Origin of the sequence: Legionella quinlivanii (genome assembly GCF_900461555.1) — a bacterium.
GTDB classification, from domain to species: domain Bacteria; phylum Pseudomonadota; class Gammaproteobacteria; order Legionellales; family Legionellaceae; genus Legionella_C; species Legionella_C quinlivanii.
Window position 1 is genome coordinate 2467542 of the sequence record NZ_UGOX01000001.1, and the last position, 14715, is coordinate 2482256.

Here is a 14715-nt window from a genome sequence, read left to right on the forward strand (position 1 = left end):
GAGGGTTTTGGAAGATTGTCGGCTCCCGGTTGTGACAACCGGGATAGATTTTAATCCACAGTAAAACTTTCACCGCAGCCGCATTGACCCGTTTGATTAGGATTATTAAAAATGAACTTGGAATTAAGACCCTGTTTGACGTAATCAATCTGCATTCCTTTTAAATAAGGATAACTTTTTCGATCGATATAAATCTGATAATCCGAATTAAGAGGAAAACTGGCGTCATCCTCAACCGTCTCATTGACATAATCCACGACATAAGAGAGGCCAGAACAACCCGTTTTTTTAACTGAGAAACGTACTCCTTTACTTCCGGCTTGCGTCTTAAGATAGCTTAATAAATGTTTAATGGCTGCCTCGCTCAGAGAAATCCCCATTATTGAATCATCGTTAACATGTTGCTGCACCACACTCATCTTAAACCCCTAATTTCTCTTTCATATGATTTATAGCACTGAGATACCCTGTTTCAATCAAAAAAACAAGCTGCTGCTGATTTTTTGGTAAATCCAGGCTGCACGCAAGCCCATTATGCTCAAAGTGAGGATGTTCGTTTAATGAACTATTCTCAATCTGCTCACAGAGAAGCTCCAGTCCAGCAATCAGATAAGGATTACCAAATGCTTTAAATCTCGCTTTTTTAATTAAACCTGCATCACACTGTAAGTAAAGATCAAAATGTCCTGATCGGCCAGGATAACCAGCCCTGGCATGCACCGTATAGGGTTCATTACAATCCAGAATACCTGCATGGCGGGGCTTAAAAAAACAACGTTCTACTAATTCATTATAAATGATCATGGTGATATTTCATGTAACCGTGAGACTTGTTGACGAATAATCTGCGAGGCTTCGATAATTTCAGCCTCTGTGGTAAATCGGCCTATTGATAAGCGTATCGAGCTAAAGGCGCTTTCATTATCTAACCCGATGGCCTTCAGTACATAGGAAGGCTGCATGCTGGAGGATGCACAGGCAGAGGTGCTGGAAACAGCCAGATCCTTCAAAGCGTAGAGCAGTGAATCGCCTTCAACTCCCGGAAAGGTGATGTTTAAATTGCCAGCCACTCTTTGCCTTGTATGGCCATTGAGATGAATATCAGGCAGGACCTTTATATTATTCCATAATAGTTCTCGTAGTTTAAGTATTCTTTCCTGTTCCACCTCGCGGCTCGCTTCGGCTAAAGCAAAGGCTTCCCCCATACCAACAATCTGATGAGTCGCTAAGGTTCCTGAACGTAAACCACCCTCATGTCCGCCGCCAAAACTTTGCGGCTGCAGTCGTATTCTTGGTTTCTGACGCACGAATAATGCACCGATCCCTTTGGGACCATAATTCTTATGAGCAGAAAATGACATGAGATCAACCGATAATTCACGCAGATTAATTGCAATTTTCCCTGCACTTTGCGCTGCATCCACGTGAAAAATAATCCCCCGGTTCTTTAATAATTCGCCGATGGCTGCAATATCCTGAACTACACCAATTTCATTGTTGACGTGCATAATAGAAACAAGGATGGTTTCCTCAGTGATCGCCTGCTCTAAATCCTGTAATGAAAGCAACCCATCCGGCTGTGGAGTAAGATAGCTTACATGGAAGCCTTCCTGCTCCAACTGATGAAAACTGTCAAGAACAGCCTTATGCTCCGTGACAGATGTGATCAAATGCTTCCCCTTCCGCTGATAAAACCTGGCAGCTCCAAGAATGGCCAGATTGTCAGCCTCGGTTGCCCCGGATGTGAATACAATTTCTCTGGGTTCAGCATGAACTGATTCAGCAATTTGCGCGCGCGCTGTTTCTACTGCCATTTGAGCCTGTTGGCCATAACGATGCGTAGTTGAAGCTGGATTACCAAAAATGCCATCTTTTCCCAGGTAATGCAGCATCTTTTCTATAACCCTCGGATCGACTGGTGTAGTCGCCATATAATCAAAATAAAGAGGCATTTTGTTCATGATTAACTCCCTTTATTAATTTTCGCCCATTTCAAAGCATTCTGCATATGACTCAAAATGCCGCGCAGAATGTTCACCTCCATGTGTTCCAGACCTACGCGATTAAAAAGCCGGCGAATGCGTTGCTGCAATCGCCCAGGGTTATCAGGTCTTAAAAAATCGATTGCCACCATCACATCCGTTAAATGCCCATAAAACTGTTCTACTTCTTCTGCTGTAGCCACCCGATCTTCACGCAGTGCCACTTCAACTTTAGGCGAAGACAGCAATTTCATCCGCAGCTCATAGGCAATAATTTGCACTGCCTGGGCGAGATTTAAAGAACTGTATTCAGGATTACTGGGAATGTTAATATGGAACTGACTGCGCAGCAGTTCATCATTAGTTAGTCCGGCATGTTCGCGGCCAAATAAAATGGCCACTTCGGTATCATCGGACTTTCCAGCAATTAAGGTTGCCGCTTCAGGCGGATTAAGGCCCGGTAAAGCTATTCCTCTTGGTCTTGCGCTGGTCGCCAAAACCAGTTGGCAGCCCTGCAAAGCCTGCTCCAGATCCTGAGTTACTACTGCAGTGTCCAATAAATCATCAGCACCCGCTGCCATTTCACAGGCCCTTAAATCAGGGAAAGACTTTGGATTGACCAGATAAAGACGGGTTAATCCCATCGTTTTCATGGCTCTTGCTGCAGAGCCGATATTGCCAGGATGAGTAGTCCCAACAAGCACTATTCGTATTGCAGAAAAATTCATCTTAACCAATTTAAATAAAAAAAAGCAACTATACCAGCAATGTCTTCTCTCTGTACAAAAAAAATGTGCTAGAATCGCCCTTTGTTTTTTCATGAGCTAAATTATGCAGCCACTATTAAATATTGCAGTGACCGCCGCCAAGCAGGCGGGTGATATTATTGTTCGCCATATAGAGCAAATTGACCGAATAAAGGTCAGCGCTAAAAGTACTCACGATTATTTCAGTGAAGTGGACATTAAAGCCGAACAGGCAATTATGCATACTATTCATAAAGCTTATCCTGATCATGGATTTCTTGCTGAAGAAAGCGGCACTCATAATATCGATTCAGAAGTTACCTGGATGATCGATCCCCTTGATGGCACAACCAATTATCTGCATGGGTTTCCCTTCTTTTCCGTTTCTATCGCCTGCAAAATCAAAAACAGGATTGAACATGCGGTCGTTTATGATCCAATTCGCCATGAATTTTTTACCGCCAGCCGCGGTTGTGGCGCTCAGTTAAATGATCGGCGTATTCGAGTATCCAAACAAACCCAGCTTGACTCTTCCCTGCTGGGAACCGGATTTCCTTTCCGTGATCCCAAGCTCGCTCAAAGGTATATGCCTACATTTGAAGCCTTGATTGGAAAATGTGCAGGCATCCGCAGAACCGGTTCCGCCGCACTGGACTTAGCCTATGTGGCCTGCGGCCGTCTTGATGGCTTTTGGGAAATGGGACTAAGACCCTGGGATATGGCAGCCGCCGCCTTACTGATTAAAGAGGCAGGTGGTTTGGTCGGTGATCTTCAAGGCGGTGAAGATTATCTCAAAAAAGGCGATATTTCCGGAGGAAACCCAAAAATTTTCAAAGCTTTACTACAAACCCTTATGCCTGTCACAAGAGGCAGCTAAACTCTTGGAGTATTTATCTATGTCCCATAGGTATCTATGCCCTGCGGCTTGTCCGTAGGGTCCAGTGTTTCTCTATGAGATTCCTGGATCCCTCGGACAAGCCGCGGGACGTAGGGAGTACAAGCCGAGAACGTAGGAGTACAAGCTGAGGGATGTAGGAGTACACACTGAGTCCCGCAGGCATCTGGCACACTTCTTGCAAGCCCAAATTAACATTCATCATCCCGAACTCCTATGCACATGTTAAGCAAACAGGAAGGATTCAGTTTGCTTGAGGTCCTCATCAGCACAGTAATCCTGGCCATTGGCTTATTAGGCATTGCTTCATTGCAGACCAACGCGGTTCGCTATAATCATTCCGCTTATCTGCGCTCGATTGCAATTTCCCAGATGAGTAATATGTTTGACCGGATGCTGGCTAATCCTGCAGGGGTGCAAGCGGGCTCTTACAATAATATGTCTGGTCTTTCTACAAACCCTAACTGCAACACCTGCAGTATGTCGCAAATCGCGCAGCGCGATCTCTATCAATGGAATCAGGCAAACAGTCAGCTTCTACCCAATGGACAGGGCAGTGTCACTCGTAATGGCAATGTATTTACAATTATTATTCGCTGGGATAATGACCGTACCGGCGCCACCGGGATGAATTGCAGCGGTGACTATCGGGTGGATTTGGCTTGTCTTACCATGGATGTTGAGTTATGAGCAGTTTACAAAGAAATGAGCAAGGATTTTCAATTATTGAATTTATGATTGCCATAAGTCTGGGGACTCTTTTGGTAGCCAGTATTTCCATAGTGTATCTCAGTAATAAAACTACCTTTGTCATACAGGACGCGCTTGCCAGACTACAGGAAAATGGACGTTATGCCGATTACATGCTGAGTTATGATCTACGGATGGCGGGTTATCAGGGCTGTGCAAACCAACGACAAGTCAAAGTGACCAATTTAATAAAAAATTTATCAACAATGCTAGATTATGACAAACCCTTGCGCGGTTATGATGGCGCTGGATCCACATTCAGCCCGGGCTTGCCCGCAAACCTGCAAGGCAAATCCGTTCCAGGAAGCGATGTTATCGAAATACGCAAGGCATCCAGTCTTGGGGTACAGCTTCGTGATGACATGAATAGACCTAACAATCCTATTCTGGTCTATGATCGCATGGGAATTACAGCAGGAACCCCCTTGATGATTACTGATTGTTCTGTGGGGGATCTTTTCATTGCCGGCTCCAACAGCAATGCTACCGCCATTACCCACTCTTCAAATCAAAACACTTCCAATGATTTGAGTGTGGCTTATCTCCGTACTGCCCAGATAGCCATATTTGATTATTATTCCTACTATATAAAAGATACCGGTCGGGTGAATGCCCAAAATCAGGCTATTTTGGCTTTGGTCAGGCAAGACAGAAATGGCAATGAGGACGAGATAGCCGAGGGAATTGAGCAGATGCGTATTAGTTATGGCGTCGACACCAACGGCGATAACACGGTCGATACCTATCAGACAGCAGCCCAGGTTCAAAGCGGCGACAATTGGAATAACGTCATTTCAGTCCAAATTAATCTGCTCCTGGCCACGGTTGAAAATGTGGCTGACAAGGCAATGTCCTATTCTTACAACGGCAGCAATTTAACTCCGGGTGATCGCAAGCTCCGGCGGGAATGGACTATTTTTGTTACCTTGCGTAATCGAGGACTTCCCTTATGAAAAGCGATTTGCATATAAAGCAGAGAGGAGCCACATTGGCAGTTAGCCTGCTTTTACTGCTGGTGATCACGTTATTAGCCATCAGTGCCGTTCAGGTAACGCAAATGCAGGAAAAAATGTCCGCAAATATGCAGAATAAGGAAATGTCGTTTGCATCTGCAGAAACTGCTTTAGTCGCCGGAGAAAACTGGTTACTTCGTCAAAGCAGGCAGCCCACCCTCTATACACTCTGCCCGAGCTTTCCCTGTGTGCAGGAGCCCTATCAGAATCTTGATTTTGCCAGCCAGTCAGACAGCTGGTGGAAAAGCAACTCTGCTGAATATAGCTCCACTCTTAAACAGGCGAGCTCTAAACCGCGATTTATTATTGAGTTTCTACAATTTGTGCCTGATTCCCCTGTGATTGGCACCTCGTCATCTCGAAGCAAGGGGGTCTATTACTACCAGGTTACCGGAAGAGGTTATGGTTTTACGGATGAGGCAATTACCGTATTACAGACCACAGTGGGAAGGAGATTTTAATGAAACGACTCCTGCTGATAGTTTGGCTTTTGTGGTTTGGAATCCTGACCAGTCAGGCCGCAACCCTTAACTTATCGCAAACACCTCTATTTATTTCTTCTTCGGTAGCTCCCTTGACGATGCTGATTCTTGAACGTGACCATAAACTCTATTTTGAAGCTTACAATGATGCGTCCGATATTAACGGCGATGATGTTATTGATTTACGGTTCAATCCGGCAATTGATTATTATGGGTATTATGATAGTTATAAATGCTATGGGTACAGCGGCCTGCAGCAATTTTTTTATCCTATTTCAGTAACCAGCACTAAAAAATGTGTTGGCGCCTGGAGTGGAAATTTTCTAAACTATGTAACTACTGCCAGACTGGACGCGATAAGAAAAGTGCTTTACGGCGGATATCGCTCCAATGACGCGCTCAATCAAACCATTCTTGAACGAACCTATATTCCACAAGACGGGCATAGCTGGGGTAAAGAATATACCAGTTTTGCTGTCGATGGGTATAATATAAGCGACTATACCCCGCTCCTCCCCCCCTTGTTAGGCACGCGTCATTTATTTGTCAATACCACGCTAAGAAATGGAACCAGCGCCCCTTTATTGCGAGTGGCAGCCAACCAACCCTATCGCATATGGGAGTGGGTCAGCATTGAAGTGCCGGTCGCCGGAAGCCGCGCGCTTAATGGCAGTAGCGGTCCCCTTATTCTCGGGATCACTGACTATACGGTAAGAGTCAAAGTCTGTGACTCCAGTGCAGGGCTTGAAAGCAACTGCCGGGCTTATCCCAACGGCCAATATAAACCTATCGGGCTTCTACAGGAGTTTGGTGAAAATAATTCGATGCTATTTGGCTTAATGACCGGCTCTTACAAAAACAATCTGGCGGGCGGTGTATTGAGAAAAAATATTTCCAGTATCACCGATGAAATCAATTTAAATACCGGCCAGTTTACGGCGGTGAATGGCATTATTTCGACCATCAACAAGTTAACAGTCACCGGCTTTGATAGCAATTATAATTATTCCTGTGGATTCATCAGCACCAGAAATATTGTCAATGGCGAATGTGAGATGTGGGGTAATCCCATCGGCGAAATTATGTATGAAGCTTTGCGCTATCTCGGCGGCAAAGGTTCCCCCACCCCCAGTTTCGACTATTCCAGTGGAACCGATGCGACGCTTGGTCTGCCAAAGCCGGGTTGGCAAAATCCTTATAGCATTTACCCCTATTGCTCTCAGGCTAATCTATTGGTAATTAGCGATCTTTATCCTTCTTATGACAGCGATCAGGTGCCCGGAAACTCTTTTAATACGGCAAGCAGCGATTTAAATCCTGCGCTGAATGCATCCTCGCTGGCTCAAACTATTTTTAATCGAGAGGGATTTACCAGTGTCTCGGCTTTCATCGGTCAATCCGGCGCAGTAGCCAATGGCGCCCCCACACCAAAGACCGTGACCAGCTTCGGTAATATACGAGGACTTGCTCCACAGGAAGCGAATTCGGAAGGCAGTTATTATGCAGCAAGTGCTGCCTATTATGGCTGGATAAATGACTTAAATAGCGCAAGAGGCACGCAAAATGTGAAGTCATACATTATCGCTCTCTCTTCACCGCAACCCGAAATAAAATTCAAGGTAGGAAATAATATTGTCACCATTGTTCCCTTCGCAAAATCGGTTGCAGGCTTAAATATCAATGCGGAGCAAGGGCAATATCAGCCAAGCAATGAAATCGTTGATTTTTATATTGAATCACTCTCTAACACCGGCGGGGTTTTCCGAGTCAATTTTGCCGATTTGCAGCAAGGCGCTGATTTCGATATGGATGCGGTGGTTAAATACACTATTACAGTCAACGCTAATAATACCTTAACTATTAGTACTGAAACCATTTATGCTGCGGGCGGCATTAATCAACACCTCGGCTATGTCATTTCAGGCACCACAGCCGATGGAGTATATCTCGAGGTGAGAGACAGCGATACTGCTGCGATTAATGATGTTGATTATTTTCTGGACACCCCGCCTGGAAAACTGCCTGGGCAAGCCTGGCAAGATAAAGCGGCATTACCAATATCCACGACAAGGACCTTTACTCCCAGCAATACCCCCTCGGCAATTATTTTCAATTCGCCGCTTTGGTATGCCGCGAAATGGGGAGGTTTTAATGACTCCAATGGGAATAATGTTCCGGACATTCAAGGGGAGTTTGACACCTCAAACAGCGGTGATCCCGACAATTACTTTCTAGTCACCAACGCTAACAGCCTGCGGGCCCAACTAGCAAAAGCCTTCTCTCTGATAGTGGATCGCGCAGGTTCGTTTTCCTCAGCGGCCTTGAGCAGCGGATTTCTTTCTTCCGATACTTTTATTTATCAGTCCATCTTTCAAACAAAAGACTGGAGCGGTCAGTTACTGGCATTTCCTATTGATGAAACAAGCGGCAATATTCTTAGTACTGGCAGTGGTCCACGAGGTTCTCTCTGGGATGCGGGTCAACTTCTCAGCTTGCAAAACTTTAACACCGGTCGAAAAATACTGACTTTTAAACCATCAACCAAAAAAGGAATTAAATTCAGATGGCCAGGCGCTCCTTCCTTTCCTGGCATATCCGATCTCGATTCAGCGCAGATTAGCGCCCTTAACACCAATCCTCAGAATGCGCTAAGTGACAATCTTGGAGGCAGTCGTCTTAATTATTTAAGGGGTGATCAATCCCTCGAGCAGAAAAATGGCGGAACATTCCGTAATCGAAAAACTTTGCTTGGCGATATTATTAATTCGGAGGGCGTTGTTGTTGGAGCGCCTAATCAGAATTATCCCCCCGTCTGGCCGGATAATGCTGCTGAAAATGCAGCTCCATACAGCACATTCCGTCAAAATAATATCAACCGGCAGAGCGTCATTTATGTCGGTGCTAATGACGGCATGCTGCACGCCTTTGATGCGAAAGCAGGAAATGAACTATTCGCCTATGTGCCAGCGGAAGTGTTTCCCAAGCTCAATTTGCTAACCGATCCTAATTACACGCATCAATTCTACGTCGATGGCTCGCCGACAGTGGTTGATGTATTTATAAACTCGCAGTGGCGAACAGCACTGGTTGGTACGCTGGGAGGCGGTGGCCAGGGCGTTTTCGCTCTGGATGTCACTACGCCGACCCAGTTTAACGAAAATAACGCCGCCAACATTGTGAAATGGGAATTCACCGACAGCGATGATGCGGACCTGGGATTTACTTACGGACAGGCGTCCATTGTACGATTGGCTAATGGCCGCTGGGCCGCTGTTTTTGGCAATGGCTATAACAATACAGCCAGTGACGGTTTCTCCAGCACCACTGGTAACGCCGTGATTTACATCGTAGATATTGATACCGGCGAGCTGATTAAAAAGCTGGATACCGGCGTAGGCATGAGTAAGGATCCGCTTGGCCTTGGACGACCTAACGGCATGGCTTCACCTGCGGTTGTCGATACCGATGGTAATTCAATCGCTAATATTATTTATGCGGGTGATTTATTCGGCAACTTATGGAAAATTGATATTTCATCGGCTAATCCGTCTCAGTGGGACTTCTGGTATAAGCAGGGAAATCAGCCTCTGCCCCTTTTTGTAGCTGCGGACAGTACGGGAAAACGCCAGCCAATCACCACCCGACCAGAAATTTCGCGAGTGACTTTCAGTGCTTCCGCTTTACAGGTTTATATAGGAACAGGTAAATACCTTGAACCCAGCGACAAAATCGATTTGAGCGTGCAATCAGTCTATGCCTTAAGAGATGACAATACTTCTGAAATACGGCGCGATCAGCTTCGTCAACAGACTATTCTATCGGAGCAGGAAAACACTCGCGTAACCAGTACGAATCTGTTAGCAAATAATGATCGCGGCTGGTTTCTCGATTTAGTGGTGAATGGTCAGGCCAGAGGGGAGCGCGTTATTTCCAATCTCACCTACTTGAATGGCAAAATCATTTTTGCAACCGTTATTCCCACCTCTGATCCCTGCGATTTCGGCGGTGAAAGCTGGCTTATGGAACTGAATGCGCTGACAGGAAGCCGTCTGAATTATAATGTATTTGACTTGAATGGAGACGGCGCGTTCACCACTGCCGATTCAGTCACATCCAGTGATGGCGGAAGCTCAGTCACCGTACCACCTAGCGGCATCAAGTCTGAAGTGGGTCTGATAGCCGGCCCCTCCATATTGAATGCCGGCAGTAAAGAATACAAATACATGCCGGGAACCAGCGGCGGCATTCAGAAAGTAGGTGAAAACCCGGGACCTCAGATTTTCGGCCGTCAATCCTGGAAGCAGTTACAATAAACCTACATTACTGGAATAGCGCTCGCTGCTGTATCCGGTTCCTCCGGCTTCCTGGGTAAACAGTGACCAAAGAACTGATTGCCGCATTGTGTATTACGCTCTCTGAAAATACGGGTAATGTGCGCTTCGGGGGCGACCCGTATCTCTTCCGGAATTCCTGCTGGTACTTCAACACAGGATTGCATGGTATTAAATTGTTGCAGTTCTTTAATGCTATATTGTTTTTTAGCCATTTTTGCTCCGATTAATTCAGGGGGCTGTACCCTTACTCCTACGTCCCTCGGCTTGTCCGAGGGATCCAGGAGTCTCATGCCAGGATTGGATCTCTGGATCCCTCGGACAAGCTGAGGGACGTAGATAAATATCTAATGGCAGTGCCTCCAGTCTTCTCATGACCTGGTAGAGGGGACTTCTTTTAAACTCAGGCAGCACAGGAGGCAGAAGCGGGAACAGCTTCGCCAAAGTTGGGATTCACTTCCTCGATTTCCTGCTCACGTAATTTAATCAGCGATCTAATCTGAGTGCTTTGCAATGAAATTGCAGCAGTGAAGATCTCAGGATTATTGTTTAATTGAACAAGATTTTCTTTCTGTTCCGCACTCAGCCATACTTTGTAGCAAGATAAGGTTTGATTAGCGCCTAGACGTGAAAATAGTGCTTTTTTTAAAGCGTCTGTGGATGTATAAAATTGACGCACCACATTACTCTGGCTGGCACAGAGCCACATTCGCTTGTTCCCAGCGGTCTGATTTCTAAACTGCTCAAGCACAGGAACGTAATACCAACTTGGGGATGCCTCTTTATTTTCAGGGACCACCGCCCCACTTCTATTAAAAAAACCGGTCACTTTGATTCTCTTTTGTACTTAATACGGCCTTAATGTTTATACCATATTATACGCAGGGTGTACATTAAGTTTTAAAGTTATATGAAAATCAAGCAAACGGCAGTTACCGTACAAAGCAACATCCTGGAACAATTAAGACAATTAGTTCGTCAAGAAAAGCATGGATATTTCAGTACCAATCATAAAGCAGCATTTCTTAAGCAGTTGGACGAAGCCCTGTCTTTAAACGATACGATGAGTATCAGTGACCTGGCTTGTGCGATATCTACTGTGGAAAATCTGCTTATTAAACCCGAAGGAGCTACTGCGGCAATTCATTTCAAAGACTATCTGGACAGCAAACAATATCGAATATTAGATGAAGCTCAATCAATACCCGCTTCATCAGGGAAAAAACTTTCGATTATTGTCCCAGGGGGCGATACCGAGATAAGCAGTTTGCTGATAAAGCTGCATGAATCCTTACTGAGCAGTTATCAGTTATCCCGCAATCATGCCGCAGGTCAGATTCCTGTCAGTAAAGTAAAATACAGCACCGAGCAGCTACAAAGCACTCAATCATTTTTTGATTTGGAATTAACGAGCCAGCAGGCGCAACTTCCCGACAGCGCTACCATTGTTAAAGATATCCAGCGCAAGGGGGTGACTCTTAATGGAAAAGTGATCACAGCCAAAGACAGTAATGATAATAATGATCCCTGGATTCGACAGGCCATTGAAAATTTCACAGGCGATCAGATTCATACCGCCGGCTCACAGGCCAATAAAATCTATCATTTTGGCGGCCAGTTTCTTGAAGCTATTTTACTACAGGAGTTCACCCATAGCATGCAGCTAGCTACTAATCCGGATTTTATTCTTGAGCGCGGTATGGTTAAAGGCCACATCGACTGGGTTAAGAATCCTGAAAATCGAGAAATTTCTGCAAAAGTTAATCTGAAAATCTTCACCTGTTCCACTGCAGATCTCGATGATGTCGAGGATCCGCAGAAGTTTTTCACCATTGGCAGTGATGGTTCTTCGCTTGTTCAGGTAGTTAATGATGATCTTGAAAAGGTCATTCCCCGAGCCTCAGCGGAGGTCAGTGGAAAAACAAAAGGCAATATTGTGCCTGTTTGTGAGTTAAACGGAACAGTCAGGATGGTGTTTGATCAGAGTCAGGGCGCATGTCATTTGAAGGTTTCTGAATTTACCAACAAAATCTACACGCCAGACTTAATTTCAGATAAAGCGCTTCAGTTTATTCCAGTCGAAAAAGCGGCTCCCGAGGCTCCTGTAAAAGTTGGCACAGCCAGCCTTTTGGCAAGTTTTGGACAATTCGCTCTGCCTAAAGCATCCAGAATTGAAGAAGCACCCGCATCTGATACACCCACTTTTGGGAGCAACTAAAGTAAAGATTATCCTTATCTGTCTCGAAGACTCACGCTGTGTTCCTTCGAGACGGTTCGCTATTTCTCAGAATAAACTGAAGCCGCATTAAATAAACAAATCTCATTCATAGACTATACTTAATTAGTAACGATATTTTTTAAAGAATAATCGACAACTAGTTAAGGAACGATGAAATGGACAATTCAAATCTTAATCAACCACGATCAAATGGACCGCAAATGAGCAATCAATCTGGATTTAAATCACAATCCCATGTAGGTGAAGCAGCTAGTCAGCTTCTCGAAGAAGGTAAAAAACTGGCAAATGAACTCTATCAAGAGAATATTGCCCAGAAAGTGAATGAAGCACAGGAAACAGTGAAACAATATTCTGATGAGTTAACTGAAAAGGTAAAAACCAATCCGCTGAGTGCATTATTAATCGCTGGAGGCATTGGGTTCGTGTTGGCCAAAGTTTTATCTATAAAATGAGTAACCTATTTGAAACGATAACAGGCCTTGTTTCCAGTAAACTGGAAAGCTATAAGTTACTCGCGAAAGTATTCCAGCTGGAAACAAGACTGGCGGCAATGGGGGTTTTGCCTCTCATTATCCATACAGTCCTGTTTTTGATTATCAGCATGACTTTATGGCTACTGATAATGTCGCTGGTGGCCTATGGTTTATTTTATCTCCTTGGCAGTATCGCCTTAGCCTTATTGCTAGTAGTCGTTTTAAACCTGGGGATAATGTATACCGTTTACAGGCTTGCCCTTTCAAATGTAAGAAAGATGAGTTTTGAAAAAACCCGAGAATATTTTTCTCACCATCCGGAAGATATCCATGATGAAGCAGAGACAACAAATCTACCAAGAGCTGATGCAGACAGACATGCGGTTAAAGCTCGAGTTGAGTAAAGTTCGCTATTATAAGCGAAATCTTGACTACAACATGGGTGATAAACGCATGGTTGCCCTTGGAGCGCTTCCACTGGTATTTTTGGGATGGAAAATGATTCGGGCTTCAGGGATTTTTGCTTTTTTAAAAGAAGCAGCAAAATTCGCCCTGCTGACAGCAATCGGCAGTATGAAAAGAAATTTTCTGCTGAATCTGAAGTCACTAATCAGCCGCTCTTTTTAAATCTCATTTTCTCACTTTGTCGCATTTTTGTCTTTGCGAACAAAGTGAAGCAATCAAGATCGAAGCCTGAATAAAGCCAGACTCTGGATTGCTTCGCTAATGCTCGCAAAGACGATTTTGTGGCAATTAACAGTATAACTTTTCATCCATTATCGGAGCCCGGTATTCAAACCGAGAGCCAAAGGCAATTGATCAGCCATCGCGGTTCCAATATTTTTGCTGACTTTTTCAAATACACTTTGCTTATAAGTGTAATCAGATACCGTGTCAATCTTGATAGTATCTCTCGCTAATTGACCGCTGCTGGCTATACCGTCAATTAAACCGCGCTGTTTAGCCTGTGTTCCAGTCCAGAACAAACCGGAAAAAGTCTGATCATCAATGAGCAGACGCGTGCCCCGCCCTTCTTTAACTTTGGCGATGAATTGCTGATGAATATCATCCAGCATGGTTTGCATCAGCTGAGTTTGCTCTGGAGTGATTGGGGAAAAGGGATCCAGTATTCCCTTGTTGTTGCCTGCGGTTTGCAAGCGCCTGGTAATCCCGAGCTTCTGCATGGCATCTACGAAACCAAAGCCGTTATACAAAACCCCGATCGATCCCACAAGACTTGATTCATCCGCATAAATTTCATCAGCGCCAACCGCCACATAATAAGCAGCGGATGCGCAAATATCCACGCACACGGCATACACCTTAATATCTGGATATTTGCTGCGATAGTATTTTAATGAGTTATACATATAACTGGCTTGCACTGGGCTGCCGCCAGGACTGTTGATTCGCAAAATCAATGCCTTTAAGCCTTTATTTTTATAAGCGGCATCCAGACCTTTTGCAAAATTTTCAGCATTATTACTCTGTGTATCGAAGATGCTGCCATTGACATCAATTAAACCGACATGAGGTTTGCTGCCTGCTCCCTTTTCTTCAGTATCCCAGGCTGCTTCATAAACAATCCAGACAATTAATAGCAAAAACAGAATACGCCAGACCCATCTCCAGCGTCGTTTGCGTTTTTGTTCTTTCATAAATTCAATTACAATTTGATTTAGCAGGACTTGAGAATCCGCGGAATTCTCTACTGAAGGATTATTCATTGTTGCGGCTACTTGATTTTAAAAAATGAACCCACATTTTACGGCAGATAGCGGTTAAATTAAATAACAAAAAAGAG

The 14715-nt window shown here is 44.6% G+C and carries 16 protein-coding genes; 9 read left to right on the forward strand and 7 right to left on the reverse strand.

Features of this window, described 5'->3' with window-relative positions; genetic code table 11:
* Window positions 1-50: 50 nt before the first annotated feature.
* The 4 genes from DYH61_RS10505 to DYH61_RS10520 are packed head-to-tail and all read right to left on the reverse strand — an operon-like array spanning window position 51 to window position 2710.
* Entirely contained in the window at window positions 51-419 is a 369-nt protein-coding gene (locus DYH61_RS10505) for a HesB/IscA family protein (protein WP_058508064.1), read from the reverse strand.
* A gap of 1 nt (window position 420) precedes the next feature.
* Complete coding sequence (locus tag DYH61_RS10510) at window positions 421-804, reverse strand: iron-sulfur cluster assembly scaffold protein (RefSeq protein ID WP_058508065.1); 384 nt, start codon at window positions 802-804, stop codon at window positions 421-423.
* Window positions 801-1961, reverse strand: coding sequence for an IscS subfamily cysteine desulfurase (locus DYH61_RS10515; protein WP_058508066.1), 1161 nt, complete (start codon window positions 1959-1961; stop codon window positions 801-803). Before DYH61_RS10515 ends, DYH61_RS10510 begins: the two co-directional genes overlap by 4 nt.
* 2 nt (window positions 1962-1963) lie before the next feature.
* Complete coding sequence (locus DYH61_RS10520) at window positions 1964-2710, reverse strand: RNA methyltransferase (protein ID WP_058508067.1); 747 nt, start codon at window positions 2708-2710, stop codon at window positions 1964-1966.
* A 103-nt stretch (window positions 2711-2813) separates the two neighbouring features.
* Between DYH61_RS10520 and DYH61_RS10525 the strand changes: the two genes are divergently transcribed.
* From DYH61_RS10525 to DYH61_RS10545, 5 genes are all read left to right on the forward strand, one after another.
* Window positions 2814-3605 (forward strand): inositol monophosphatase family protein, encoded by a 792-nt coding sequence (locus DYH61_RS10525; protein ID WP_058508068.1) that lies wholly within the window; start codon window positions 2814-2816, stop codon window positions 3603-3605.
* Window positions 3606-3839: 234 nt separating this feature from the next.
* Window positions 3840-4313, forward strand: coding sequence for a type IV pilus modification protein PilV (gene pilV, locus DYH61_RS10530; protein ID WP_083499246.1), 474 nt, complete (start codon window positions 3840-3842; stop codon window positions 4311-4313).
* Window positions 4310-5326 (forward strand): PilW family protein, encoded by a 1017-nt coding sequence (locus DYH61_RS10535; protein ID WP_058508070.1) that lies wholly within the window; start codon window positions 4310-4312, stop codon window positions 5324-5326. Before pilV ends, DYH61_RS10535 begins: the two co-directional genes overlap by 4 nt.
* A complete protein-coding gene (locus tag DYH61_RS10540; RefSeq protein ID WP_058508071.1) occupies window positions 5323-5847 on the forward strand; it encodes a pilus assembly PilX family protein in 525 nt (174 codons plus the stop codon). Before DYH61_RS10535 ends, DYH61_RS10540 begins: the two co-directional genes overlap by 4 nt.
* Window positions 5847-10181 carry a pilus assembly protein gene (locus DYH61_RS10545; protein WP_058508072.1) on the forward strand — a complete coding sequence of 1445 codons (4335 nt, stop codon included), beginning with the start codon at window positions 5847-5849 and terminating at the stop codon, window positions 10179-10181. The genes DYH61_RS10540 and DYH61_RS10545 overlap by 1 nt, the downstream gene beginning before the upstream one ends.
* A gap of 2 nt (window positions 10182-10183) precedes the next feature.
* On the opposite strand, the gene DYH61_RS10550 is transcribed toward DYH61_RS10545, so the two are convergent.
* Both DYH61_RS10550 and DYH61_RS10555 read right to left on the reverse strand, forming a co-directional pair.
* Window positions 10184-10414, reverse strand: a complete 231-nt coding sequence (locus DYH61_RS10550) for a hypothetical protein (RefSeq protein ID WP_133129130.1) — start codon at window positions 10412-10414, stop codon at window positions 10184-10186.
* A 188-nt stretch (window positions 10415-10602) separates the two neighbouring features.
* Complete coding sequence (locus DYH61_RS10555; RefSeq protein ID WP_058508074.1) at window positions 10603-11028, reverse strand: hypothetical protein; 426 nt, start codon at window positions 11026-11028, stop codon at window positions 10603-10605.
* An 81-nt stretch (window positions 11029-11109) separates the two neighbouring features.
* Here DYH61_RS10555 and DYH61_RS10560 point away from each other — a divergent pair, with 81 nt between their 5' ends.
* The 4 genes from DYH61_RS10560 (at window position 11110) to DYH61_RS10575 (ending at window position 13538) form a co-directional block, all read left to right on the forward strand.
* The gene (locus tag DYH61_RS10560) at window positions 11110-12417 is read left to right on the forward strand and encodes a hypothetical protein (protein WP_058508075.1); all 1308 of its coding nucleotides are present in this window, start codon (window positions 11110-11112) and stop codon (window positions 12415-12417) included.
* A gap of 176 nt (window positions 12418-12593) precedes the next feature.
* On the forward strand, window positions 12594-12890 hold the full coding sequence (locus DYH61_RS10565) for a hypothetical protein (RefSeq protein WP_234999883.1): 297 nt from the start codon (window positions 12594-12596) through the stop codon (window positions 12888-12890).
* Window positions 12887-13315: a hypothetical protein gene (locus DYH61_RS10570; protein ID WP_058508076.1), complete on the forward strand. Its 429-nt coding sequence runs from the start codon at window positions 12887-12889 to the stop codon at window positions 13313-13315. The genes DYH61_RS10565 and DYH61_RS10570 overlap by 4 nt, the downstream gene beginning before the upstream one ends.
* Window positions 13290-13538, forward strand: a complete 249-nt coding sequence (locus DYH61_RS10575) for a hypothetical protein (RefSeq protein ID WP_058508077.1) — start codon at window positions 13290-13292, stop codon at window positions 13536-13538. Before DYH61_RS10570 ends, DYH61_RS10575 begins: the two co-directional genes overlap by 26 nt.
* Before the next feature lie 149 nt (window positions 13539-13687).
* On the opposite strand, the gene DYH61_RS10580 is transcribed toward DYH61_RS10575, so the two are convergent.
* Window positions 13688-14638 (reverse strand): S49 family peptidase, encoded by a 951-nt coding sequence (locus DYH61_RS10580; RefSeq protein ID WP_058508078.1) that lies wholly within the window; start codon window positions 14636-14638, stop codon window positions 13688-13690.
* Window positions 14639-14715: the final 77 nt, after the last annotated feature.

What these genes read in the sequence shown, in the direction of transcription:
- DYH61_RS10520 (WP_058508067.1), bottom strand. Translation starts at nt 2,710, where the DNA reads ATGAATTTTTCTGCAATACGAATAGTGCTTGTTGGGACTACTCATCCT.
- DYH61_RS10545 (WP_058508072.1), top strand. Translation starts at nt 5,847, where the DNA reads ATGAAACGACTCCTGCTGATAGTTTGGCTTTTGTGGTTTGGAATCCTG.
- DYH61_RS10565 (WP_234999883.1), top strand. Translation starts at nt 12,594, where the DNA reads ATGGACAATTCAAATCTTAATCAACCACGATCAAATGGACCGCAAATG.
- DYH61_RS10510 (WP_058508065.1), bottom strand. Translation starts at nt 804, where the DNA reads ATGATCATTTATAATGAATTAGTAGAACGTTGTTTTTTTAAGCCCCGC.
- DYH61_RS10550 (WP_133129130.1), bottom strand. Translation starts at nt 10,414, where the DNA reads ATGGCTAAAAAACAATATAGCATTAAAGAACTGCAACAATTTAATACC.
- DYH61_RS10560 (WP_058508075.1), top strand. Translation starts at nt 11,110, where the DNA reads ATGAAAATCAAGCAAACGGCAGTTACCGTACAAAGCAACATCCTGGAA.
- pilV (WP_083499246.1), top strand. Translation starts at nt 3,840, where the DNA reads ATGCACATGTTAAGCAAACAGGAAGGATTCAGTTTGCTTGAGGTCCTC.
- DYH61_RS10540 (WP_058508071.1), top strand. Translation starts at nt 5,323, where the DNA reads ATGAAAAGCGATTTGCATATAAAGCAGAGAGGAGCCACATTGGCAGTT.
- DYH61_RS10515 (WP_058508066.1), bottom strand. Translation starts at nt 1,961, where the DNA reads ATGAACAAAATGCCTCTTTATTTTGATTATATGGCGACTACACCAGTC.
- DYH61_RS10580 (WP_058508078.1), bottom strand. Translation starts at nt 14,638, where the DNA reads ATGAATAATCCTTCAGTAGAGAATTCCGCGGATTCTCAAGTCCTGCTA.
- DYH61_RS10505 (WP_058508064.1), bottom strand. Translation starts at nt 419, where the DNA reads ATGAGTGTGGTGCAGCAACATGTTAACGATGATTCAATAATGGGGATT.
- DYH61_RS10575 (WP_058508077.1), top strand. Translation starts at nt 13,290, where the DNA reads ATGCGGTTAAAGCTCGAGTTGAGTAAAGTTCGCTATTATAAGCGAAAT.
- DYH61_RS10525 (WP_058508068.1), top strand. Translation starts at nt 2,814, where the DNA reads ATGCAGCCACTATTAAATATTGCAGTGACCGCCGCCAAGCAGGCGGGT.
- DYH61_RS10570 (WP_058508076.1), top strand. Translation starts at nt 12,887, where the DNA reads ATGAGTAACCTATTTGAAACGATAACAGGCCTTGTTTCCAGTAAACTG.
- DYH61_RS10535 (WP_058508070.1), top strand. Translation starts at nt 4,310, where the DNA reads ATGAGCAGTTTACAAAGAAATGAGCAAGGATTTTCAATTATTGAATTT.